The sequence below is a fragment of the Roseivirga sp. UBA838 genome (assembly GCF_002296035.1).
GTDB lineage: Bacteria > Bacteroidota > Bacteroidia > Cytophagales > Cyclobacteriaceae > Roseivirga > Roseivirga thermotolerans.
This window is the reverse complement of sequence record NZ_DBHC01000051.1, coordinates 1-22,751: the sequence shown is the minus strand read 5'-3', so window position 1 is coordinate 22,751 and position 22,751 is coordinate 1. Positions and strand designations below refer to the sequence as shown.

The following is a 22,751-nucleotide window of genomic DNA, read 5'->3' as shown; positions in this document are numbered from 1 at the left end:
AAGTTTTGAGTTGAAAGTCAATGGGTTTTGAAATCCTGCAGCCCAGATAGCCTCAGGGCTGCCAACTTGCTATTTCTGGGCAAGCTATGGAGATTAGAACAATTTGCTTCGATTCAAAAGTCCAATCCTCCTAACCTCCTTCTCCACGGAGGAATGTGCATGCAAACACCCTTGGGGCAAAGTTAGCGGAAACAGCATCTGCCAGAAAATTGCTCACAAGAGGAGGACATAAAAAAAGCACCTCAAATGAGATGCTCTATTTATATCTAAAGTCTATGTACCAGATACTCTGTACCCAGGTACTAATAAGCCTTTCTAAAACCCTTACCAGGGAATTTACCCACTTCGCCCAGCTCTTCCTCAATTCGAATCAACTGGTTGTATTTTGCCATTCTATCCGAACGAGAGGCCGAACCGGTTTTGATCTGCCCTGTGTTCAGTGCCACGGCCAAATCGGCAATGGTATTGTCTTCAGTTTCTCCAGAACGGTGAGACATAACGGCCGTATAGCCATTTGTTTTGGCAAGGTTCACAGCTGCTATGGTTTCGGTGAGCGTACCTATCTGATTAACTTTAATGAGTATTGAATTTGCTATTCCGTTATCAATACCCTTTTGAAGACGGCTCACATTGGTCACAAACAGATCGTCACCCACCAACTGTACTTTATCGCCTATCTTCTCGGTAAGTGCCTTCCAGCCCTCCCAATCGTCTTCGAACATGCCGTCTTCTATAGAAACAATAGGATATTTGGCGCAAAGACTTGCCAAATAGTCGGCCATTTCTACGGGGCTTAGCTTTTTACCTGTAGAGTCTTTGAAGTAATATACCTTTTCATCTTCAAGATAAAACTCCGATGAGGCCACATCCAAGGCATATACAATATCTTCACCCACTTTGTAGCCTGCATTTTCAACCGCCTGAGAAATTACCTCAAGAGCCTCATCGTCAGACCCAAGGTTAGGAGCAAAACCTCCTTCATCGCCTACGTTGGTAGCAAGTCCCTTGTCAGAAAGTACTTTTTTAAGGTGATGGAACACCTCGGCCCCCATACGAATAGCTTCTGAGAAGTTAGCAGCTCCTACAGGCATAATCATAAACTCCTGAAAGTCTATGGAGTTATCGGCATGCGAACCTCCATTAATGATGTTCATCATAGGCACGGGAAGCGTGTTGGCACTTACCCCTCCTACGTATCTGTAAAGTGGAAGACCAAGCTCTGCTGCTGCTGCTTTGGCTACGGCTAGTGAAACACCTAAAATAGCATTCGCGCCCAAGTTACCTTTGTTTGGAGTACCATCGGCTTCCAACATAATCTTATCGATCAGGTTTTGTTCGAATACCGAAAAGCCAATGATTTCTGCAGCCAGTACGTCATTTACATTCTGTACAGCTTTGGTCACCCCTTTGCCCAAATATTTTGATTTATCGCCATCTCTTAACTCCACGGCTTCGTGGGCTCCGGTAGAAGCTCCTGAAGGAACTGCCGCGCGACCCATGACACCATTTTCGGTCACTACATCGACCTCAATGGTTGGGTTACCTCTTGAGTCTAAAATTTGTCTGGCGTGTACGCTTTCTATTAAGCTCATATTGATTCCTTGTTATGATTTGAATAGGTTGATAAATTGATCGAACAAATAACGTGAATCGTGAGGGCCCGGAGAAGACTCTGGGTGATATTGTACGGAAAACGTTTTCTTACCCTTAACCTGAATACCAGCGCAGGTATTGTCATTGAGGTTAATGTGTGTAAGCTCGAGTATACCTGACTTCTCGACCTCTTCTCGACTCACGGCAAAACCATGGTTCTGAGAGGTCACTTCGCTCTTGCCCGACACAAGGTTCTTTACCGGATGGTTAAGCCCTCTGTGACCATTGTGCATTTTAAAAGTGGACACTCCGCACGCCAAAGAGATGATCTGATGCCCCAGGCATATACCGAAAAGTGGCTTGTCGGCAGCCATAATTTTCTTTGCGGTTTCAATGGCATAATCCATTGCCGAAGGATCGCCAGGACCATTGGACAGGAAGTATCCATGAGGATTCCACTGCTCCATTTCCTGAAAACTTGTTTTGGCGGGGAACACTTTCAGATAAGTACCTCTACTGGCCAGGTGCTTGAGTATGCTGGTTTTAACCCCAAGGTCTAGCACGGCCACACGGTAAGGCGCAGACTCTTCACCGACAAAGTAAGGTTCTTTGGTAGATACAAAAGAGGAAAGCTCAAGACCTTCCATATTGGGTACCTCAGCCAGTTTAGCGGCCAATTCTTCGTCAGAAAGATCTTCTGAAGATATGATGGCATTCATGGCTCCTTTACTTCGTATGTGCCTTACCAGCAAACGAGTATCCAGCTCAGAAATACCTACAATGTTGTTTTTGTCGAGGTAGTTCTGCAACGAGTCGGTACCGGTAGGGCGGCTAAAATCCTGAGAGAAGGTATTTACTACCAATCCTCTGATCTTCGGACTGTCAGACTCTTGTTCGCTGTCTTCCACACCGTAATTGCCTATATGAGAGGTAGTGTTCACTACAATCTGGCCGTAATAGGAAGGGTCTGTGTAGATCTCCTGATACCCGGTCATTCCGGTGTTGAAGCAGATTTCTCCGCCTGCTGTTCCAATTTTACCTATGGCTACACCTTCGAAACGAGAACCGTCTGCCAGGAGTAAAACCGCTTTTTTTTGTGATTGATCGAATGAATTTTGAGACATATCTTGATTGGCTTGCGTTTGACGCATCGTGCAAAAATAATGTGTATTTGTTAGGGAGCAAAACCTAATAAAAAAGGGATTGAACTTTCGTCCAATCCCTTTTCAATATCTGGTAATTTATACAATTACTCTTCGCTTTTCTTTTCCTCATCAGCAGCAGGAGCTTCCGGTTCGGCAGCAGCTTCGGCCTTAGGCTCTGCAGGTGCTTCTTCTTTCTTCTCCTCCTTAGCGGCTTTCTTTTCGGCTTTGGCTTCGGTAGCTGTTGCTTCCTTGGCTTCGCCCGATTTTTTACCGCCTCTTCTGCTTCTTCGGGTAGTTTTCTTTTCTTCCTTGGTTTCACCAAGCAATAGCTCGTTGAAGTCAACCAACTCTATGATACACATATCCGCATTATCACCCAGACGGTTGCCTGTTTTGATAATTCTTGTGTAACCACCTGGTCTGGTTGCTACTTTTTCGGCTACTTCATTGAACAACGTGGTAACAGACTCTTTGTCCTGAAGGTAAGAGAACACCATTCTTCTTGAGTGAGTGGTATCGTTCTTAGCTCTGGTGATCAAAGGCTCCACATATTTTCTCAAAGCTTTAGCCTTGGCTACTGTGGTTGTGATTCTCTTGTGAAGAATCAAAGAAGAAGCCATGTTAGACAGCATTGCTTTTCTGTGAGCCGCTGTTCTACCTAAATGATTAAATTTCTTCCCGTGTCTCATCTGTTATTCCTCGTCCAATTTATATTTCGACAAATCCATACCGAAGGTCAAGTTCTTCTCAGCAACTAGTTGCTCTAGCTCTGCCAAAGATTTCTTACCAAAGTTTCTGAACTTCATCATATCAGAAATCTCTAATCTTACCAAATCTCCCAAAGTGCGTACATCGGCTGCTTTCAAGCAGTTGTATGCTCTTACTGAAAGGTCGAGATCGTTCAGAGAAGTCTTCAATAGCTTGCGCATATGAAGCATTTCTTCATCTACCTGCTCAGGCTCATCCAATGCACCAGTTTCCAGAATCATATTCTGATCTGAGAACAGCATGAAGTGCTGAATAAGTATGTGAGCGGCACCCTTCAATGCATTCTCAGGGTGGATAGAACCATCGGTTTTAATATCCAAGATGAGCATTTCGTAGTCAGTCTTCTGCTCTACCCTGGTGTTTTCAACGCTATACTTTACGTTTTTGATTGGCGTAAAAATGGCATCGATTGGGATATAACCGAATACTTGCTCGCTTGGCTTATTTTCTTCGGCAGGGAGGTATCCTCTGCCTTTTTCAATGGTTAGTTCAATTTCGAACTTCACTGATGGATCAAAGTGACAAACCACATCTTCGGGGTTAAGGATTTCGAACGCACTGGTGAATTTTCCAATATCACCCGCATTGAATTTATCCTGCCCTTCGATAACCACATTGATCTTGTTATCTACAGTGTCTGAGATTTTCTTAAACCTTACTTTCTTGAGGTTCAAAATAATTTCAGAAACATCTTCTACAACACCTTCAATGGTAGAGAACTCGTGCAATACACCAGGAATTTTAATTCCTGTGATGGCATAGCCCTCCAGAGAAGAAAGCAATATTCTTCTCAGTGCATTACCAATAGTAACCCCGTAGCCTTTTTCAAGGGGTTTGAAGATAAACTGACCGTGAAAATCGTCAGCCTTTTCCATCACCACTTTCTCCGGGATTTGAAATGCAAGTATTGACATATATGTAATGTTTTAATGTTCTAAAATAGATTACTTAGAGTAAAGCTCGACAATTAGCTGCTCTTTAATGTTCTCAGGAATATCTTCTCTTGTAGGAACATTAATCATTTTACCAGCCAATTCCGACTTATTGAACTCTAACCATGGGTATCTCTGAGCAGTGTTAGCTGCTACGCTATCAGAGATAAGCTCCAATGACTTAGACTTCTCTCTAACTGCAACTACATCGCCAGGCAATACATGGTATGAAGGAATGTTCACAATCTCACCGTTTACGGTAATGTGTTTGTGAGACACCAACTGTCTTGCAGCCCTTCTTGTAGGTGCAATTCCTAATCTGAACACCAGGTTATCCAATCTTGCTTCCAACAATTGAAGTAAGATTTCACCGGTAACTCCAGATTTTCTTGAAGCTTTGTCGAACAAGTTAGCAAACTGCTTTTCAAGCACCCCGTAAGTATACTTGGCTTTTTGCTTCTCCATTAACTGGATAGCGTATTCAGACTGCTTTCTTCTTCTACCACGACCGTGCTGGCCGGGAGGATAAGCTTTCTTTTGTAATGCTTTGCTATGACCGAAAATAGGATCGTTAAACCTTCTCGCGATTTTAGCCTTTGGTCCTTTATATCTTGCCATTACTTCTTAAATTCTTAATTAAACTCTTCTTCTTTTAGGTGGACGGCATCCGTTGTGCGGAAGCGGAGTAACGTCTCTAATAACAGTTACTTCAATTCCAACATTCTGGATAGTTCTGATTGCAGATTCACGACCTGCACCAGGACCTTTCACAAAAACCTCAACTTTTCTTAAACCAAGGTCGTACGCAGCCTGCGCACAGTTTTGAGCGGCCATCTGAGCAGCATAAGGAGTGTTCTTTTTAGAACCCTTAAAGCCCATTTTTCCGGCAGAAGCCCAAGAAATAACCTGTCCTTGCTGATTGGTCAAAGAGATGATGATGTTGTTGAAAGACGCCTTGATGTGCGCCTGCCCAAGAGCATCAACCTGCACTACTCTTTTCTTAGCTTTATCTTTTCTTTTTTGAGCCATCTTCAAATATCTTTTTCGGCATTAAAAACTTACCTATTACTTAGTTGCCTTTTTCTTGTTAGCAACCGTCTTTCTCTTTCCTTTTCTGGTTCTGGCGTTGTTTTTGGTATGCTGACCACGAACAGGAAGTCCTTTTCTGTGTCTCAAACCTCTGTAACAGCCAATGTCCATCAATCGCTTGATGTTCATTTGAACCTCTGACTTAAGAACACCTTCTATTTTGAACTCTTCACTGATGATGGTTCTGATGTCTTTCTGTTGGTCATCGTCCAGGTCGCCAATTTTAGTATTTACATCAATACCTGCCTTTGCCAATATGTAGTTGGCTGAGCTACGACCAATACCGAAAATATAGGTTAAACCAATTTCGGCTCTCTTGTGATCTGGAATATCTACTCCTGCAATCCTTGCCATAATTACCCTTGTCTTTGTTTGAATCTAGGATTCTTCTTGTTAATCACGTACAACTTTCCGTTTCTGCGGATTATCTTACAATCGGCACTACGCTTCTTGATAGACGCTTTTACTTTCATGTTTCGTTATTTATACCTGTAAGTAATTCTTCCTTTTGTTAAATCATAAGGCGACATCTCCAGTTTTACTCTGTCGCCCGGTAAAATCTTAATGTAGTGCATTCTCATTTTTCCTGAGATGTGAGCCAACACCACATGTCCATTTTCCAGCTCAACACGAAACGTAGCGTTCGGCAGTGCCTCTACGATCGTTCCGTCTTGCTCAATAGATCCTTGTTTAGCCATGTTAAAACTTTACTACTTCTTCTATATATTGATGACTTGTCAATATTTCAGTACGATCTTTGAAGATGGCCACGGTATGTTCAAAATGGGCTGATGGCTTACGATCTCTTGTTCTGATTGTCCATCCATCGCTCTCTTGCACAATTTGTCGAGCCCCCAAGTTTACCATTGGTTCAATGGCAATAACCAAACCTTCGTTTAGTTTTGGTCCTCTACCGCGCTTACCATAATTGGGCACCTCAGGCCCTTCATGTAAGCTTCTGCCTAAGCCATGTCCTACCAACTCGCGAACCACAGAGTAACCTCTGTCTTCTACATACTTCTGGATGGCATAGGCTAAGTCTCCTATACGGTTACCAAACCTGGCTTCTTCAATACCTACATACAACGACTCTTTCGTTGCCTTTAGAAGTGATAAAGTCTCTGGGGAAATGTCTCCTACGGGGTAAGTATAAGCGGAATCGCTATGAAAACCTTGGTAGAAGACTCCACAATCTACAGAGATTATATCACCGTCTTTCAATTCATACTCGCTCGGAAACCCATGAACAACCACTTCGTTCACGGATATACAAAGCGTGGCGGGGAAACCATTGTAACCTTTAAAGGAACCTGTTGCCCCATGATCTGCGATAAACTCTTCTGCAACTTTATCGAGATCTTTGGTTTTTACGCCCGGCTTTATAAGCTTGGCTATTTCTCCGTGAGCTCTGGCAAGTATGTCTGCACTCTCACGTATTTTTTGAATTTCTTCTTCGGTCTTGTAAAAGATCATATTTACGCCACCGCTACATTCTGAGATCTTCCTCTCATCTTGCCCGACTTCATCATGCCTTCATAATGTCTCATGAGCAGGTAGCTCTCAATCTGCTGTAGCGTATCGAGTATTACACCTACCATAATGAGCAATGAGGTTCCACCATAGAACTGGGCGAATGCATCGCCAACTCCTGCATTACGGGCAAACACAGGAAGCACCGCAATAATGGCTAAGAACACAGAGCCAGGAAGGGTAATTTTATCTAATACTCCACCTATAAATTCGGAGGTTGGTTTGCCCGGTTTAATACCAGGAATAAAGCCTCCGTTTCTCTTCAAATCGTCAGCCATGCTAGACGGGTTCACGGTAATGGCCGTGTAGAAGAAAGTGAAGGCAATGATTAAAATGGCAAACACCACATTGTACTGCCAACCGTAAATATTCGAGAACATGGTGGTCATTCGAGCGGCAAAGTCATTATTCTCTGCCCATATCTGACCTATTAGTGTAGGAAGAATCATTAGTGCCTGAGCAAAAATGATTGGCATAACACCTGCCGCATTAACTTTCAGAGGAATGAACTGACGCTGACCGCCATATACCTTGCCTCCTACTACTTGCTTGGCGTATTGTACCGGAATTCTACGCGTGGCTTGTACCAATGCTACCGTTACAATTACTACTCCGAACAACACTAATATTTCTACTACTGTAAAGATTGCTCTGCTCAAACCATTGGTTACAAAGAACTCATTGATGGCCGCTGCAGGCAAGCTTGAGATAATTCCGATCATGATAAGCATTGAAATTCCGTTTCCAATTCCCTTATCAGTGATCTTCTCACCTAACCACATACAGAACATCGTTCCTGAAGTGAGTAGAATCATGGCCGTAATCATAAAGAAAGTAGGATCTACACCGGGGGCCAACGCGTTTTCGTTGAGTATGGTCACCTTAATGTATCCCACACTTTGAGCAAGAGTAACCAGTATGGTTAGTACCCGCGTAATTTGTGTGAGCTTCTTTCTTCCTGATTCTCCCTCCTTTTGCATTTTCTGGAAGCTAGGCACGGCCACAGTCATCAGCTGAATCACAATAGATGCTGAGATGTAAGGCATAATACCTAATCCAAAAATGGAAGCTCTGCTAAAAGAACCTCCTAACAATGCGTTGAGGATACCAAAAATACCACCATCAGCATCGGTCAATAAGTTGGGATCTACACCAGGTAGTACAACAAAAGACCCTAGTCTGAAAATGACGAGGAATCCTAGCGTGGCTAGGATTCTATTTCTTAGTTCCTCAATGGAAAAAATATTCTTTATGGTGGTGATGAATTTCTTCATTGAATTAAAGCTTTGTAACAGTACCTCCTACTTTCTCAATAGCTGCCTCAGCAGTAGCAGAGAATTTATGTGCTGTCACTTCTACTTTTGACTTAAGCTCTCCTCTGCCCAACACCTTGATGAGGTCATTCTTAGCAGCCAAGCCATGAGAGGCTAGTACTTCCAGATTGATCACTGACTCACCAGACTGGTCTACCAACTGCTGAATAGTATCAAGGTTGATGGCTTTATACTCTGTTCTGTTAGGGCTATTGAAACCGAACTTAGGCACTCTTCTCTGAAGAGGCATCTGACCACCTTCAAAACCGGCCTTTCTTGAATAACCTGATCTTGATTTGGCACCTTTGTGTCCTCTTGTAGAGGTTCCACCTCTACCGGATCCCTGGCCTCTACCTACCCTTTTATTTGATTTTGTAGAACCTTCTGCAGGTTTTAATGTATTCAGTTTCATCTTATGCTTCCTTTACAGATACAAGGTGATTTACTTTATCGATCATACCGGCAATTTGAGGAGTAAGTTCTACCTCAACTGAACGGTTGATTTTACCTAAACCGAGTGCCTGAATAGTTCTTTTTTGTTTTTCAGGTCTGTCGATGGTACTTCTTGTTTGCGTAATAATAACCTTCGCCATAGTAAATTACCCGTTAAAAACTTTCTCTAATTCTACACCTCTTTGTTCAGCAACAGTATAAGGATCTCTCATTTTTAGCAACGCATCGAAGGTTGCTTTTACCACGTTGTGTGGGTTGGAAGAGCCCTTGGACTTGGCCAATACGTTGTGAATACCTGCTGATTCGAATACGGCACGCATAGCACCACCCGCAATCACACCAGTACCTTCAGAAGCCGGCTTCACTAATACAAAACCTCCTCCAAACTTACCAAGTGCCTCGTGCGGTACTGTACCTTTCAGTACGGGTACTTCTACCAAATTCTTCTTAGCGTCATCTATACCTTTGGTGATAGCGTCTGTTACTTCATTGGCTTTTCCCAATCCGTAACCTACAACACCGTTTCCGTCACCTACCACAACAATTGCAGAGAAACTGAACCTTCTACCACCTTTTACTACTTTGGCTACACGCTTAATGGCAACAACTTTTTCTTTCAAGTCGATGTCACTAGCTTTAACTCTGTTCATTTTTTGTGTCATCTCTTTTTAAAATTTAAGACCACCTTCTCTTGCACCATCGGCCAAAGCCTTCACTTTACCGTGGTAGACATATCCGTTTCTATCAAAAACCACTGAACTGATGCCGTTGGCTGTGGCCTTTTCGGCCAATTTTTTACCAACTTCTCTGGCCACTTCTACAGTGGTATTTTCTTTTGCTCCAAGCTCTGCTGAAGAAGCAGACACTAAGGTGTGTCCTTGCTCATCGTCTATAATCTGAGCATATATTTTTGTATTACTCTTGAATACAGAAACTCTAGGCCTAGCTGCCGTTCCGGAAATCTTCTTTCTGATTCCTCTTTTGATTCTAAGTCTACTCTTACTAATAGCCATGATACCCTTTATTTAGAAGCAGTTTTACCAGCCTTTCTTCTAATCTTCTCACCAACGAACTTGATACCTTTTCCTTTGTAAGGTTCAGTTTTTCTAAGCGATCTGATCTGAGCAGCTACTTGTCCAATTAATTCTTTATCTGTACTAGACAAAGTTACGATAGGGTTTTTACCCTTATCCATTTTAGCCTCGGCCTTAACTTCGTCTGGCACCTGCATATATATGTTATGCGAATATCCAAGGTTTAGCTCCAACACATTGTTAGCAACTGCAGCTTTGTAACCTACACCCACCAACTCGAGCTCTTTAGTATAACCCTGATTAACTCCCACAACCATGTTGTTTAGCAAAGCTCTGTACAAACCATGCAAAGACTTGTGTCTTTTTTGATCCGTAGGACGAACAATGCTCATAACACCATCTTCAACAGTTACTTTGAAATCAGGATCAATCTCCTGAGTCAACTCACCCTTTGGTCCTTTAACAGTAACCGCACCGGCAGCTACGTCTACAGATACGCCAGAAGGAAGAGTGATCGGTTTATTACCAATTCGTGACATCTATCTATATTCTAGTATACGTGACACAATATTTCCCCACCAATATGCTGAGTTCTGGCTTCCTTATCGGTCATAATACCTCTGGAAGTAGAAATGATAGCAATTCCAAGTCCGTTCAACACTCTTGGAAGCTCTTCAGCACCTGCATACTTTCTCAAACCTGGCTTACTGATTCTTTGAAGTTTCAGAATAGCCGGCTCTTTAGTACGTGAATTGTATTTCAAGGCAATTTTAATCTTACCCTGAACACCATCATCTTCGAACTTATAATTCAAGATGTAGCCTTTTTCATGAAGCACTTTAGTGATTTCCTTCTTCACCTTAGAGGCTGGAATCTCGATCACTCTGTGCTTTGCTTTTATCGCGTTTCTCAAACGCGTTAAATAATCTGCTATTGGATCAGTCATTTTTTAATGTTTTACGCTGTTTTTGAGCGTGTGCACCCTGGCGATATCACCCAGGCATGCCCTTTATAAAATGTTAAATACCTTCCGGCCGAAACCGGCCTGCAAAGGTATTGATATTTTCTTGTAATAAAAAGAAAGTTTACCAGCTTGCTTTTGTAACTCCAGGAATCTTACCTGCAGAAGCCATCTCTCTGAAGGTTACCCTTGAGATACCGAATTTTCTCATGTATCCTTTAGGTCTTCCTGTAAGCTTACAACGGTTGTGTAATCTTACCGGAGAGGCATTTCTTGGCAATTTGTCCAGACCTTCGTAGTCACCTTCTGCCTTAAGCTTAGCTCTTTTTTCAGCATAGCGGGCTACGAGTCTTTCTCTTTTTCTTTCTCTAGCTTTTACTGCTTCTCTAGCCATATTTGTCTTATTTTTTACCGGTAGCGAAAGGCATACCCAACGCCTTCAGCAACTCGAAACTTTCTTCGTCAGTATTTGCAGTGGTAACGAACGTAATGTCCATACCAGTAATTTTGTTCACCTTATCGATAGATATTTCAGGGAAGATGATTTGCTCTTTTACACCAAGGGTGTAGTTTCCTCTACCATCAAAGCCCTTATCTTTCACTCCTCTAAAGTCTCTCACTCGAGGAAGAGCAATGTTCACAAGTCTATCGATGAACTCATACATTTTATCACCTCTCAGGGTAACCATGGCACCAATTGGCATTCCCTCTCTCAACTTAAAGTTAGAGATAGAGTTTTTAGCAATGGTGGGTACCGCTTTTTGACCGGTGATGGTTGTGAGTTCTTCTACTCCAACATCTACAAGTTTCTTGTCGGCTACTGCAGCACCAATACCTTTGTTCACAACCACTTTTGTAACCTTAGGTACCTGCATAATGCTGGAGTACTGAAACTTCTCTTTCAATGCAGGAACAATTTCCTGATTGTATTTTTCTTTTAATCTCGGACTAGCCATTTTTAATTACCTCCCCAGATTTTTTAGCGTATCTAACTAGTTTTCCATTTTCATCCAGTTTTCTACCTACTCTGGTAGCTTCTCCAGAAGAAGGATCTACAACCATAAGGTTTGAGATATGGATGGGAGCCTCGGTTTTTTCTATACCACCATTTGGATTAGAAGCTGAAGGCTTAATGTGCTTGGAGACAATATTTACGCCTTCTACGATAGCTCTATTCTTATCGGGAAATACCTCAAGTACTTTACCGGTTTTGCTTTTGCTATTACCGGAAATAACTTTTACAGTATCGCCTTTTCTCACATGAAGCTTTTTCACTACAGTTTGATTCTTTTTCATGATTACAATACTTCAGGAGCCAATGAAACGATCTTCATGAATTGCTTTTCGCGCAATTCTCTAGCTACCGGGCCGAACATACGAGTACCTCTTGGCTCATCGTTGTTGTTCAACAATACGGCAGCATTATCTTCGAAACGAATGTAAGATCCGTCTTTTCTTCTCACTTCTTTCTTGGTCCTAACGATAACCGCTTTAGACACTGTACCTTTTTTAAGGCTGCTAGAAGAGTGAGCAGATTTCACAGAGACCACAATCTTATCACCTACTGTGGCGTACTTTTTCTTAGTACCGCCAAGTACACGAATACAGAGTACTTCTTTAGCACCACTGTTATCGGCTACGTTTAGTCTTGATTCTTGTCTAATCATGATTACTTGGCTCTTTCAATAATTTCAACTAGTCTCCAACGCTTTCTTTTGCTCAGCGGACGAGTCTCCATAATACGAACAGTGTCACCTATTCCGCATTCGTTCTTTTCGTCATGAGCCGCAAATTTGGTAGTTTTCTTCACAAACTTACCATAGATCGGGTGCTTCTCTTTTCTCTGAACTGCAACAGTAATGGTCTTTTCCATTTTATTGCTAGTTACCACACCGATTCTTTCTTTTCTAAGATTTCTGGTCTCCATGCTCCTAATTAATTAGCAAGTTCCTTAGCCCTTAACTCTGTTTTTAACCTGGCGAGCAGACGTCTTGAATGTCTGATCTTCATCGGGTTTTCAATTGGAGAGATAGCGTGTGCAAAGTGTAATTTTTGCAAGTTGCTAGACTCTGTATTTATTTTCTCCTTCAGCTCTTCTACAGAGAGTGCTTTGATTTCTGAATTTTTCATAATTATCCCACGTAATCTCTACGTACAACAAACTTTGTAGAAAGAGGCAACTTCTGAGCAGCAAGTCTCAAAGCTTCTTTCGCCAAATTTATATCAACACCGGCTGCTTCGAAAAGCACTGTACCCGGCTTAACAACGGCCACCCAGTATTCTGGAGCACCTTTACCTTTACCCATACGTACCTCTGCAGGTTTGCTGGTAATTGGCTTATCAGGGAAAATTCTGATCCAAACCTGACCTTCTCTTTTCATTGCTCTTGTCATAGCAATACGAGCGGCCTCAATCTGACGGCTTGTAATCCAACCGGGTTCAAGCGATTTGATACCGAATGTTCCGAAAGACAATGTATGTCCACGTCCGGCCACGCCTTTAACGCGGCCTTTCTGCATTTTTCTAAACTTGGTTCTTTTTGGCTGTAACATCTTCTCTCCGTTTTACAGTTGGGTTACTTCTTTTTACCGCGGTTAGCTCTTCTACCGGCAGATCTTCTTTCACCGCCACCCATTTGGTTAGAGATGCCTACGTTTGGAGAAAGATCTCTCTTACCGTAAACTTCACCTTTAAAGATCCACACTTTGATACCGATTTTACCGTAAACAGTATCGGCTTCAGAGATGGCATAATCGATGTCGGCTCTAAGTGTATGCAAAGGAATTCTTCCTTCTTTGTACATCTCAGTACGTGCCATTTCAGCACCTCCGAGTCTACCAGAACACTTAATTTTAATTCCTTGAGCTCCTACTCTAATGGCCGAGGCAATGGCTTGCTTCATGGCTCTTCTGTAGGAAATTCTGGCCTGCAACTGTTGAGCTACAGACTCTCCTACCAATTTGGCATCGAGCTCAGGTCTTTTGATTTCGAAAATGTTGATCTGAACATCTTTTCCGGTAAGCTTTTTAAGCTCTTCCTTAATTCGATCAACTTCTTGCCCTCCTTTACCAATCACAACGCCTGGTCTGGCGGTATGAACGGTGATAGTGATTCTCTTGATGGTTCTTTCAATAACAACCTTTGAAATACCACCTTTAGGAATTCGGGCATCAATATATTTTCTGATTTCCTGATCTTCGACCAGTTTATCAGAGAAGTCTTTTCCACCGTACCAGCTAGAGTCCCAGCCACGAACAATTCCTAATCTGAAACCAACAGGGTTAACTTTCTGTCCCATCTGTTATTAATTATCAGTTTCGTTATTTACTACTTCCTCAGCGGTAACCTCGGTTGCGTTTTTAGCCGCAACAACAATAGTTACATGATTTGATCTTTTTCTAATTCTGTGCGCTCTACCCTGTGGTGCAGGTCTCAATCTTTTGAGGATTCTCCCACCGTCTACATGAATCTCTTTGATATACAGATCCGCATCTTCGAGTCTGGCATCCTCGTTTTTCGATTGCCAGTTAGAGATTGCTGAAAGCAACAACTTTTCAAGTCTGGCAGCACCTTCTTTAGGCTCGTACTTTAATATGTTCAATGCCTTGTTCACACGCTCGCCTCTGATCAGGTCTGCGACCATTCTCATCTTACGAGGAGAAGTAGGAACATTATTTAGTTTTGCAACTGCTTCCATTATCTCTTCTTGTCTTTTTTAGCAATGTGACCTCTAAAGTTTCTGGTAGGTGCGAATTCACCGAATTTGTGGCCTACCATGTTTTCGGTTACAAATACCGGAATGAACTTATTTCCGTTATGAACCGCAAATGTATGACCAATGAAGTCAGGAGAAATCATAGACCTTCTGGACCAAGTCTTTATCACCGACTTTTTTCCAGATTCTTCCATGGCTTCAACTTTTTTAGCCAATCTAAAATCTATATATGGTCCTTTTTTTAATGAACGTGCCATGCTAGATTATTTCTTTTTACCGATGATCAATCTGTTTGAATACTTCTTAGGGGTTCTGGTTTTCTGACCCTTGGCATAAAGGCCATTTCTAGATCTTGGGTGACCTCCAGAGGCTCTACCTTCACCACCACCCATTGGGTGATCTACCGGGTTCATCACAACACCTCTTACTCTTGGTCTTCTACCCAACCATCTTTTTCTACCAGCTTTACCTAACCTCACGTTCATGTGCTCAGAGTTGCCTACAGCACCAATTGTGGCCATACATGAAGAAAGTATGTTTCTCATTTCACCTGAAGGCATTTTGAGAGTAGCGTATTTACCATCTCTTGCCACCAACTGAACATAAGACCCGGCACTTCTTGCCATTCCGGCACCTTTACCAGGCTTGAACTCTACATTGTGTACAATGGTACCCAGAGGAATTTTAGAAAGCGGCAGGGCGTTACCTACTTCGGGAGCTACTGACTCACCTGAGACAACCTGCTGTCCTACTTTCAATCCTTCAGGAGCGATGATGTATCTTTTCTCACCATCTGCATAGTAAAGCAATGCAATTCTAGCAGAGCGAGTAGGATCATACTCGATGCTTTTTACTGTTGCCGGAACATCAAACTTCTCTCTTTTGAAATCGATAATTCTGATTTTCTTTTTATGACCACCACCAATGTAGCGCATGGTCATTTTTCCGGTATTATTTCTACCTCCAGATTTCTTAAGAGTTGTAAGCAAAGACTTCTCGGGTGACGCTGTAGTCACATCTACAAAGTCTGGTGCTATACGGCCTCTTGTGCCTGGGGTCATTGGTCTTAATTTCTTTACACCCATTTTACTTCAATTAAATGCCGCTGTAAAAATCGATTACCTCTCCCTCAGCAACAGTTACAATTGCTTTCTTAAATGAACTAGCTCTACCAGCAATAATTCTGGATTTAGTGTAGCGTGATTTGTTTTTACCCTGATAGTTCATGGTATTCACAGACTCTACCGTTACACCGTACATATCTTCTACAGCCTTCTTGATCTCAACCTTGTTGGCATCTTTATCTACGATAAATCCGTAGGTGCCTTTTTCGTTAAGGGCCGATACTTTTTCTGTAACTAATGGCTTCTTTAAAACACTCATCTTTCGATTACTTTAGAAGGTTTTCAAGCTTTTCAATTGAACTCTCGCTAATCAAAAGGCTATCAGCATTCAACACATCGTAAGTGTTCAAAGAATCAGCCGTAGTGATTTTTGCATTCTGAAGATTTCTACCTGAAAGCACTACATTCTTGTTGCTCTCCGGAATCACCAAAAGCGTTTTCTTATCGGCTACAGAAAGGCCTTTCAACACTTTAATAAACTCCTTGGTTTTTGGAGCCTCAAAAGAGAGGTCTTCCAAAACAACCACATTGTTTTCTTTGGCCTTGTAAGCCAATGCTGACTTTCTGGCCAAAACCTTTAACTTCTTGTTTAACTTGAAACTATAGTCTCTAGGTTGAGGACCGAATACTCTACCCCCACCTCTAAACACAGGAGACTTAATGCTACCAGCTCTGGCAGTACCTGTTCCCTTTTGTCTCTTTATTTTTTTCGTAGAACCAGAGATCTCACCTCTTTCTTTAGATTTATGAGTACCCTGACGTTGATTAGCCAGGTATTGCTTCACATCCAGGTAGATCGCGTGATCGTTTGGCTCAATACCGAAGATATCATCTGAAAGACTAACTTTTCTTCCAGTGTCTTCTCCACTATTTTTTAATACTGCAATCTCCATTTTCTTATTTCTCTAGTACTACGATTGAATTCTTAGCTCCCGGCACAGAACCACTCACTACGATGAGGTTCTTTTCCGGCACTACTTTCATCACTTTAAGGTTAATTACCTTAACTCTATCATTACCCATTCTTCCTGCCATACGAGTACCTTTAAATACTCTTGCAGGATAAGAGGCACCACCAATAGAACCCGGAGCTCTTAATCTGTTGTGCTGACCGTGAGTTGCCTGACCAACACCACCGAAGCCGTGTCTTTTAACAACCCCCTGGAACCCTTTACCTTTTGAGGTTCCGATAGCATCAACAAAGTCACCTTCTTTGAACACATCTCCTACAGAGATGACATTACCCAAGGCAACCTGACCTTCGAATTCTTCACGGAAGTCTCGGAACTCAACCACCTCTTTCTTTGGTGTTGTATTGGCCTTTTGAAAGTGACCTTTCAAAGCCTTAGGAGTATTCTTCTCCTTACGCTCACCAAAAGCGAGTTGTACAGCCCTATATCCGTCTGTGTCTTCATTTTTTACTTGCGTTATAACGCAAGGACCAGCTTCTATAACCGTGCATGCGACATTTTGTCCATCGGCACCATAGATGCTAGTCATTCCGATTTTTTTTCCGATTATTCCAGACATCTTTTCATTCATTTTAAGCACTACATATGTAGCGCTTCCGAGAAACGGACTGCAAAGATAGGGATTAAATATTTTGTTACAAACAGTGGATATAGAATTTGAAATAATTATTTCTCATTCAATTCGTTAGCCCCAAATCGGCCCTATCAGTGCATAAAAAAGAGGCCATTCTTACAAGAACAGCCTCTTTCTATTTCTCTTTATTATCTAATTAAACCTTAATCTCAACGTCTACACCTGAAGGAAGCTCAAGTTTCATCAAAGCATCTACAGTTTTTGCACTAGATGAGTAGATATCTACCAATCTTTTATATGTGCAAAGCTGAAACTGCTCACGAGACTTCTTGTTCACGTGCGGTGATCTCAACACTGTAAATTTCTCCTTTACTGTTGGCAACGGAATGGGTCCGCTAACAATAGCTCCGGTAGTTTTCACAGCTCTAACGATCTTCTCAGATGACTTATCCACCAGGTTATGATCGTATGACTTTAGTTTGATTCTGATCTTCTGTGTCATTTCTTACAAATTTACAGGTTATTCACCTTTAGACTTTTTAATTACCTCTTCAGCAATGTTATTAGGCACTACATCGTAATGTGAGAAGGTCAATGAGGCAGTAGCTCTACCAGATGACATTGTTCTCAAATCGGTTACGTAGCCAAACAACTCTGAAAGCGGAACGCTAGCCTTAACCACAGTAGAAGTACCTTTGGTATCCATACCTTTCATAATACCTCTTCTTCTGTTCAAGTCACCGGTTATTGAACCAGTATACTCATCAGGCGTAACGACATCAACCGCCATAATTGGCTCCATCAGTTTTGGAGATGCTTTTTTAGCAGCCTCTTTGAAACCTAGTCTGGCAGCCATTTCAAAAGAAAGTGCGTCTGAATCCACATCGTGATATGATCCGTGGAATAGTCTAACTTTCATTCGCTCTAGCGGATAGCCAGCCAAAGGACCATTGTCCATTGCCGACTTGAAGCCCTTCTCTACTGCCGGAATGAATTCCTTTGGAATAACACCACCTACAATAGCATTTATAAACTGCAAACCGGTACCTTCCCAGTCGTCATCGGCTGGTCCGAGTTCGAATACGATATCGGCAAATTTACCTTTACCACCTGTTTGCTTTTTGTATACTTCTTTATGTTCTACGCTTGAGTTAATCGATTCTTTATAAGCCACCTGTGGTGCTCCCTGATTAACCTCTACTTTGAACTCTCTCTTCAAACGATCCATGATAATGTCTAGGTGAAGCTCACCCATACCTCTCAGAATTGTTTGACCAGTTTCCTCGTCTGTATTTACGGTCAAAGTTGGATCTTCCTCCACCAACTTGGCGATGGCCATACCCAGCTTATCTACATCGGCCTGAGTCTTAGGCTCAATAGCATAACCGATTACAGGCTCAGGGAACACCATAGACTCGAGAACAATCTTGTGTTTCTCATCGCAAAGTGTATCACCTGTTTTGATATCTTTAAATCCAACCACCGCTGCAATATCTCCTGCATGAAGACTTTCAATTGGGTTTTGCTTGTTGGCGTGCATTTGGAAGATTCTCGAGATCCTCTCTTTCTTATTGGTTCTGGTGTTATACACGTATGAACCTGAATCGAGCATTCCTGAGTAAGACCTTACAAAACAAAGTCTACCTACGAATGGGTCGGTAGCGATTTTAAAGGCCAAAGCAGCAAACGGACCGTTTGGATCTGGCTTTCTAGATATTTTTTCCTCACTGTCCGGATCGGTACCAATGATATTATCTCTATCCAACGGAGAAGGAAGTAGCTCCATTACGTAGTTCAGCATAGACTGAACTCCTTTGTTTTTGAAAGCTGAACCACATAGCATTGGCACAAAGTCCAAATTAATGGTTGCTTTTCTTAAGGCAGCAATAATTTCTTCTCTGGTAATTGAGTCTGGATCATCGAAGAATTTCTCCATCAATGAATCATCGTACTCAGCAATAGCCTCCAAAAGGTACTCTCTGTATTCGGCTACGTCATCAACCATATCGGCCGGAATCTCGATTTCGTTATAGGTCATACCCATATCTTCCTCGTTCCAAACGATAGCCTTATTTTCTACAAGGTCAACAACTCCTTTGAAGGTATCTTCAGCACCTATGGGCAACTGGAGAGGAACTGCCTTAGTACCCAACATCTCCTTTACTTGCTTACACACAGCGAGGAAGTCGGCACCAGCGCGGTCCATTTTATTTACGAAACCAAGACGAGCTACTTTGTAGTTATCTGCTAGTCTCCAGTTAGTCTCTGACTGAGGCTCAACACCGTCAACAGCAGAAAACAAGAATACCAGGCCATCCAATACACGCAAAGATCTGTTTACCTCTACGGTAAAGTCTACGTGACCGGGGGTGTCAATAATGTTGATGTGGTATTGCTCGTTTTTATAGTTCCAGAATACAGTGGTAGCGGCAGAAGTAATGGTAATACCTCTTTCTTGCTCCTGCTCCATCCAGTCCATTGTGGCCGCACCATCGTGAACTTCACCAATTTTGTGCGAAACACCGGTATAATATAGAATACGCTCGGTGGTAGTGGTCTTACCGGCATCGATGTGCGCAGCAATACCAATGTTCCGAGTTAGTCTTAAATCTCTTGCCATGATTGTTAGTAGGAATTAAAATCTAAAGTGTGAAAATGCTTTGTTTGCTTCTGCCATACGGTGAGTATCATCTTTCTTCTTCACGGCAGCTCCTTCTCCTTTAGAAGCGGCAATGATCTCTCCAGCCAATCGCTCCATCATGGTTTTTTCACCTCTTTTTCTGGCAAAGGAAATCATCCACTTGATACCGAGTGATGTCTTTCTGGAAGGTCTTACTTCGGTAGGCACCTGAAAGGTAGCACCACCCACTCTTCTCGACTTCACTTCAACAGAAGGCATGATGTTACTCAATGCTTTTTTCCAAGTCTCAAGACCATTCTCACCAGTACGCTTTTCTACTAAAGCAATAGCATCGTAGAAAATGCTGTAGGCAATACTCTTCTTACCGTCCACCATCAGGTAGTTCACGAACTTAGTCACCAAAGTATCGTGGAACTTCGGGTCAGGAAGAATATATCTCTTCTTTGGTTTAGCTTTTCTCATTATTTGTTAATTGATTATTTCTTGTCTTTAGGTCGTTTTGCACCGTATTTCGATCTTCTTTGCAGTCGACCGTTTACACCGGCAGTATCTAATGCGCCTCGGATAATGTGATATCTCACACCGGGAAGGTCTTTTACTCTACCACCTCTGATCAGTACAATTGAGTGCTCCTGAAGGTTATGACCTTCACCTGGGATGTAGGCGTTTACTTCTTTTCCATTGGTTAACCTTACCCTTGCTACTTTTCTCATAGCTGAGTTAGGTTTTTTAGGAGTAGTTGTATACACCCTAGTACAAACCCCTCTTCTCTGCGGGCAGCTATCCAAAGCTGGAGATTTTGACTTTGAAGTCAATTTCTTTCGGCCCTTTCTTACTAGTTGTTGTATAGTAGGCATTTACAGAATTTTAGATTTTATTTTCCTAGTTACAAATTTTGGACTGCAAAGGTAGTGAAAGAAGTTTTTGAAACAAACAGATGCTATCAAATAAAATTGAATAGTTCATCGCCTTTAACTACTTGTATTTTAGTCCTATGTAATAAAAAAAGGGTTACCGAAGTAACCCTTCATTTGTATTGTTTCAATGCTAAGCTTCGCCAACCGTACCTCCAAAATTCATAGGGAATTTGGGCGGTTCATCGGCCTGCTTTATTGGTCCAAAGTTATTCTCGAACTTATCGATATTGTCCTTCAGTGCATAAAGCAGTCGCTTGGCATGTTCAGGAGTAATTACGATTCGCGACTTCACCTTGGCCTTTGGCACACCGGGCATCATCTTTATAAAATCGATCACAAACTCGCTGTTTGAGTGAGCAATCATGGCCAGGTTCACGTATTGACCTTCGGCAACTTCTTCCGTCAGTTCAATATTCAGCTGGTTCTGTTTTTGCTCGTTTTGTTCTGCCATAGCTAAGCTTTGCTAATTAGTACTGTACTTTCTCTTCAGATTCTGAATGATAAGCCTCTTTAGCAGCCTGAAGTTTTTCATATTCTTCTTTGTTGCCTACTATGAGGTTTTCATACTCTCTCATTCCGGTACCAGCCGGGATCAAATGTCCAACAATTACGTTTTCTTTCAATCCGTTCAATGTATCGGCCTTACCTTTGATTGAGGCTTCACTCAATACTTTGGTGGTTTCCTGGAATGATGCTGCCGAAATGAAGCTATCTGTACCCAAAGAGGCTTGAGTGATACCTTGTAGTTTTGGTTGAGACACTGCTGGTTGCGCATCTCTTACCTCTACCAACTTCATATCACGTCTTTTCAAGCTTGAGTTCTCATCTCTCAAATCTCGTGGAGAAACAATTTGACCTGGCTTGAAATTCTCTGAGTCTCCGGCATCAGACACAACCTTCATGTCGAGAATAGAGTCGTTTTCTTCCATGAAAACAAACTTATCTACTACCTGACCAGGAAGGAATTGGGTATCTCCTGCATCGATTATTTCTACCTTCTGCATCATCTGCTTCACGATAACCTCAATGTGCTTATCGTTGATTTTCACCCCTTGCAGTCGGTATACTTCCTGAATCTCGTTCACCAAATATTCCTGAACAGCAGTTGGTCCTTGAATATTCAAGATATCGTTTGGAGTGATGGCACCATCAGACAATGGATACCCTGCTCTTACGAAGTCATTGTCTTGAACAAGAATGTGCTTAGAAAGCGGCACCATGTACTTCTTCTTCACACCGTCTTTAGACTCAATGAAGATTTCACGGTTACCTCTCTTAATACCACCGTAGGTTACTACACCATCAATTTCAGACACAACGGCCGGGTTAGATGGGTTTCTGGCTTCGAACAATTCTGTTACCCTTGGAAGACCACCCGTAATATCGCGTGATTTACCCATGGTTCTAGGAATCTTAGCCAAAGGCTGTCCTACTTTTACTTTATCTCCTATCTCTACAGAAAGGTGGGCACCTACCGGAATGTTGTAAGATTTGGTTTCATTCTTAGACTTCACAATCACCGCAGGGTTCTTGTTTTTGTCTTTAGTATCGGTAATTACTTTCTCTCTGTGTCCTGTTTGCTCATCGAACTCCTCTTTGAAGGTAATTCCTTCTTCAATGGATTCGAACTCGATGGTTCCGTCAAACTCTGAAAGTATTACCGCATTGTACGGATCCCACTTACATAGTTCCTGGCCCTTCTCTACTTTATCTCCTTCTTTTACTTTGAGCACTGCACCATAAGGCACGTGGTTAGAGATAAGCACCTTCTTGGACTTAGGATCAACTATTTGAATCTCACCGGTTCTACCCATCACGATGTTGATCTTATTGCCTTCATCGTCAGTAGTTGGTAAAGATCTAAGTTCTTCAAACTGAATCACACCATCGAACTTGGCCTGAATCATCGCGTCTACAGCAATGTTCGAGGCAGTACCACCCACGTGGAATGTTCTTAGTGTAAGCTGTGTACCTGGTTCACCGATTGACTG

The 22,751-nt window shown here is 42.2% G+C and carries 36 protein-coding genes and 1 pseudogene; all 37 read right to left on the bottom strand.

The window, feature by feature from the left end; translation table 11 throughout:
• Window positions 1-302: 302 nt before the first annotated feature.
• Window positions 303-1,592: a phosphopyruvate hydratase gene (gene eno, locus B3O12_RS17990; protein WP_189630288.1), complete on the bottom strand. Its 1,290-nt coding sequence runs from the start codon at window positions 1,590-1,592 to the stop codon at window positions 303-305.
• A gap of 12 nt (window positions 1,593-1,604) precedes the next feature.
• On the bottom strand, window positions 1,605-2,717 hold the full coding sequence (carA, locus tag B3O12_RS17985; RefSeq protein WP_189630287.1) for a glutamine-hydrolyzing carbamoyl-phosphate synthase small subunit: 1,113 nt from the start codon (window positions 2,715-2,717) through the stop codon (window positions 1,605-1,607).
• Window positions 2,718-2,842: 125 nt separating this feature from the next.
• A complete protein-coding gene (gene rplQ / locus B3O12_RS17980) occupies window positions 2,843-3,427 on the bottom strand; it encodes a 50S ribosomal protein L17 (protein ID WP_189630286.1) in 585 nt (194 codons plus the stop codon).
• Between the two features lie 3 nt (window positions 3,428-3,430).
• The gene (locus B3O12_RS17975; protein WP_189630285.1) at window positions 3,431-4,420 is read right to left on the bottom strand and encodes a DNA-directed RNA polymerase subunit alpha; all 990 of its coding nucleotides are present in this window, start codon (window positions 4,418-4,420) and stop codon (window positions 3,431-3,433) included.
• 30 nt (window positions 4,421-4,450) lie between these two features.
• Window positions 4,451-5,056: a 30S ribosomal protein S4 gene (gene rpsD / locus B3O12_RS17970; protein WP_189630284.1), complete on the bottom strand. Its 606-nt coding sequence runs from the start codon at window positions 5,054-5,056 to the stop codon at window positions 4,451-4,453.
• A gap of 18 nt (window positions 5,057-5,074) precedes the next feature.
• Window positions 5,075-5,467, bottom strand: a complete 393-nt coding sequence (gene rpsK / locus B3O12_RS17965) for a 30S ribosomal protein S11 (RefSeq protein ID WP_189630283.1) — start codon at window positions 5,465-5,467, stop codon at window positions 5,075-5,077.
• 36 nt (window positions 5,468-5,503) lie between these two features.
• The gene (gene rpsM, locus B3O12_RS17960) at window positions 5,504-5,881 is read right to left on the bottom strand and encodes a 30S ribosomal protein S13 (protein WP_189630282.1); all 378 of its coding nucleotides are present in this window, start codon (window positions 5,879-5,881) and stop codon (window positions 5,504-5,506) included.
• A 2-nt stretch (window positions 5,882-5,883) separates the two neighbouring features.
• On the bottom strand, window positions 5,884-6,000 hold the full coding sequence (ykgO, locus tag B3O12_RS17955; protein ID WP_084375668.1) for a type B 50S ribosomal protein L36: 117 nt from the start codon (window positions 5,998-6,000) through the stop codon (window positions 5,884-5,886).
• A 6-nt stretch (window positions 6,001-6,006) separates the two neighbouring features.
• A complete protein-coding gene (gene infA, locus B3O12_RS17950) occupies window positions 6,007-6,225 on the bottom strand; it encodes a translation initiation factor IF-1 (RefSeq protein ID WP_189630281.1) in 219 nt (72 codons plus the stop codon).
• 1 nt (window position 6,226) lies between these two features.
• Window positions 6,227-7,000 carry a type I methionyl aminopeptidase gene (gene map, locus B3O12_RS17945; protein WP_189630280.1) on the bottom strand — a complete coding sequence of 258 codons (774 nt, stop codon included), beginning with the start codon at window positions 6,998-7,000 and terminating at the stop codon, window positions 6,227-6,229.
• A 2-nt stretch (window positions 7,001-7,002) separates the two neighbouring features.
• Complete coding sequence (secY, locus tag B3O12_RS17940) at window positions 7,003-8,331, bottom strand: preprotein translocase subunit SecY (protein ID WP_189630279.1); 1,329 nt, start codon at window positions 8,329-8,331, stop codon at window positions 7,003-7,005.
• 4 nt (window positions 8,332-8,335) lie between these two features.
• Entirely contained in the window at window positions 8,336-8,782 is a 447-nt protein-coding gene (gene rplO, locus B3O12_RS17935; protein ID WP_189630278.1) for a 50S ribosomal protein L15, read from the bottom strand.
• Window position 8,783: 1 nt separating this feature from the next.
• Window positions 8,784-8,963 (bottom strand): 50S ribosomal protein L30, encoded by a 180-nt coding sequence (gene rpmD / locus B3O12_RS17930; RefSeq protein ID WP_189630277.1) that lies wholly within the window; start codon window positions 8,961-8,963, stop codon window positions 8,784-8,786.
• A 6-nt stretch (window positions 8,964-8,969) separates the two neighbouring features.
• Window positions 8,970-9,473: a 30S ribosomal protein S5 gene (gene rpsE, locus B3O12_RS17925; RefSeq protein WP_370298998.1), complete on the bottom strand. Its 504-nt coding sequence runs from the start codon at window positions 9,471-9,473 to the stop codon at window positions 8,970-8,972.
• A gap of 18 nt (window positions 9,474-9,491) precedes the next feature.
• Window positions 9,492-9,836: a 50S ribosomal protein L18 gene (gene rplR, locus B3O12_RS17920; protein WP_189630275.1), complete on the bottom strand. Its 345-nt coding sequence runs from the start codon at window positions 9,834-9,836 to the stop codon at window positions 9,492-9,494.
• A gap of 8 nt (window positions 9,837-9,844) precedes the next feature.
• On the bottom strand, window positions 9,845-10,396 hold the full coding sequence (gene rplF / locus B3O12_RS17915; protein ID WP_189630274.1) for a 50S ribosomal protein L6: 552 nt from the start codon (window positions 10,394-10,396) through the stop codon (window positions 9,845-9,847).
• 11 nt (window positions 10,397-10,407) lie between these two features.
• On the bottom strand, window positions 10,408-10,803 hold the full coding sequence (rpsH, locus tag B3O12_RS17910; RefSeq protein ID WP_189630273.1) for a 30S ribosomal protein S8: 396 nt from the start codon (window positions 10,801-10,803) through the stop codon (window positions 10,408-10,410).
• A 139-nt stretch (window positions 10,804-10,942) separates the two neighbouring features.
• Window positions 10,943-11,212 (bottom strand): 30S ribosomal protein S14, encoded by a 270-nt coding sequence (gene rpsN / locus B3O12_RS17905; RefSeq protein WP_189630272.1) that lies wholly within the window; start codon window positions 11,210-11,212, stop codon window positions 10,943-10,945.
• A gap of 7 nt (window positions 11,213-11,219) precedes the next feature.
• Window positions 11,220-11,774 (bottom strand): 50S ribosomal protein L5, encoded by a 555-nt coding sequence (rplE, locus tag B3O12_RS17900; protein ID WP_189630271.1) that lies wholly within the window; start codon window positions 11,772-11,774, stop codon window positions 11,220-11,222.
• Complete coding sequence (gene rplX, locus B3O12_RS17895; RefSeq protein ID WP_189630270.1) at window positions 11,767-12,114, bottom strand: 50S ribosomal protein L24; 348 nt, start codon at window positions 12,112-12,114, stop codon at window positions 11,767-11,769. The genes rplE and rplX overlap by 8 nt, the downstream gene beginning before the upstream one ends.
• A 2-nt stretch (window positions 12,115-12,116) precedes the next feature.
• Window positions 12,117-12,485: a 50S ribosomal protein L14 gene (gene rplN / locus B3O12_RS17890; RefSeq protein ID WP_189630269.1), complete on the bottom strand. Its 369-nt coding sequence runs from the start codon at window positions 12,483-12,485 to the stop codon at window positions 12,117-12,119.
• A 2-nt stretch (window positions 12,486-12,487) separates the two neighbouring features.
• Window positions 12,488-12,745 (bottom strand): 30S ribosomal protein S17, encoded by a 258-nt coding sequence (gene rpsQ, locus B3O12_RS17885; protein WP_189630268.1) that lies wholly within the window; start codon window positions 12,743-12,745, stop codon window positions 12,488-12,490.
• Between the two features lie 8 nt (window positions 12,746-12,753).
• Entirely contained in the window at window positions 12,754-12,948 is a 195-nt protein-coding gene (rpmC, locus tag B3O12_RS17880) for a 50S ribosomal protein L29 (protein ID WP_189630267.1), read from the bottom strand.
• A gap of 2 nt (window positions 12,949-12,950) precedes the next feature.
• Window positions 12,951-13,370: a 50S ribosomal protein L16 gene (gene rplP, locus B3O12_RS17875; protein ID WP_189630266.1), complete on the bottom strand. Its 420-nt coding sequence runs from the start codon at window positions 13,368-13,370 to the stop codon at window positions 12,951-12,953.
• Between the two features lie 23 nt (window positions 13,371-13,393).
• Window positions 13,394-14,116 (bottom strand): 30S ribosomal protein S3, encoded by a 723-nt coding sequence (rpsC, locus tag B3O12_RS17870; protein ID WP_189630265.1) that lies wholly within the window; start codon window positions 14,114-14,116, stop codon window positions 13,394-13,396.
• A gap of 6 nt (window positions 14,117-14,122) precedes the next feature.
• On the bottom strand, window positions 14,123-14,515 hold the full coding sequence (rplV, locus tag B3O12_RS17865) for a 50S ribosomal protein L22 (RefSeq protein ID WP_286757293.1): 393 nt from the start codon (window positions 14,513-14,515) through the stop codon (window positions 14,123-14,125).
• Entirely contained in the window at window positions 14,515-14,790 is a 276-nt protein-coding gene (rpsS, locus tag B3O12_RS17860) for a 30S ribosomal protein S19 (RefSeq protein ID WP_189630263.1), read from the bottom strand. Before rpsS ends, rplV begins: the two co-directional genes overlap by 1 nt.
• Before the next feature lie 6 nt (window positions 14,791-14,796).
• The gene (gene rplB / locus B3O12_RS17855) at window positions 14,797-15,618 is read right to left on the bottom strand and encodes a 50S ribosomal protein L2 (RefSeq protein ID WP_189630262.1); all 822 of its coding nucleotides are present in this window, start codon (window positions 15,616-15,618) and stop codon (window positions 14,797-14,799) included.
• A 10-nt stretch (window positions 15,619-15,628) separates the two neighbouring features.
• The gene (gene rplW / locus B3O12_RS17850) at window positions 15,629-15,916 is read right to left on the bottom strand and encodes a 50S ribosomal protein L23 (protein WP_189630261.1); all 288 of its coding nucleotides are present in this window, start codon (window positions 15,914-15,916) and stop codon (window positions 15,629-15,631) included.
• 7 nt (window positions 15,917-15,923) lie between these two features.
• Window positions 15,924-16,550: a 50S ribosomal protein L4 gene (gene rplD / locus B3O12_RS17845; protein ID WP_189630260.1), complete on the bottom strand. Its 627-nt coding sequence runs from the start codon at window positions 16,548-16,550 to the stop codon at window positions 15,924-15,926.
• Window positions 16,551-16,554: 4 nt separating this feature from the next.
• Complete coding sequence (gene rplC, locus B3O12_RS17840) at window positions 16,555-17,187, bottom strand: 50S ribosomal protein L3 (RefSeq protein WP_189630259.1); 633 nt, start codon at window positions 17,185-17,187, stop codon at window positions 16,555-16,557.
• Window positions 17,188-17,398: 211 nt separating this feature from the next.
• Window positions 17,399-17,704 carry a 30S ribosomal protein S10 gene (rpsJ, locus tag B3O12_RS17835; protein WP_068221223.1) on the bottom strand — a complete coding sequence of 102 codons (306 nt, stop codon included), beginning with the start codon at window positions 17,702-17,704 and terminating at the stop codon, window positions 17,399-17,401.
• Between the two features lie 18 nt (window positions 17,705-17,722).
• Window positions 17,723-19,822: an elongation factor G gene (gene fusA / locus B3O12_RS17830; RefSeq protein ID WP_286757292.1), complete on the bottom strand. Its 2,100-nt coding sequence runs from the start codon at window positions 19,820-19,822 to the stop codon at window positions 17,723-17,725.
• Window positions 19,823-19,837: 15 nt separating this feature from the next.
• Entirely contained in the window at window positions 19,838-20,305 is a 468-nt protein-coding gene (gene rpsG, locus B3O12_RS17825) for a 30S ribosomal protein S7 (RefSeq protein WP_189630257.1), read from the bottom strand.
• A gap of 14 nt (window positions 20,306-20,319) precedes the next feature.
• On the bottom strand, window positions 20,320-20,700 hold the full coding sequence (rpsL, locus tag B3O12_RS17820; protein ID WP_068221218.1) for a 30S ribosomal protein S12: 381 nt from the start codon (window positions 20,698-20,700) through the stop codon (window positions 20,320-20,322).
• Between the two features lie 190 nt (window positions 20,701-20,890).
• Window positions 20,891-21,211 carry a DUF3467 domain-containing protein gene (locus tag B3O12_RS17815; RefSeq protein ID WP_189630256.1) on the bottom strand — a complete coding sequence of 107 codons (321 nt, stop codon included), beginning with the start codon at window positions 21,209-21,211 and terminating at the stop codon, window positions 20,891-20,893.
• Between the two features lie 16 nt (window positions 21,212-21,227).
• A pseudogene (locus B3O12_RS17810) lies at window positions 21,228-22,751 on the bottom strand (DNA-directed RNA polymerase subunit beta'); the annotation flags it as partial.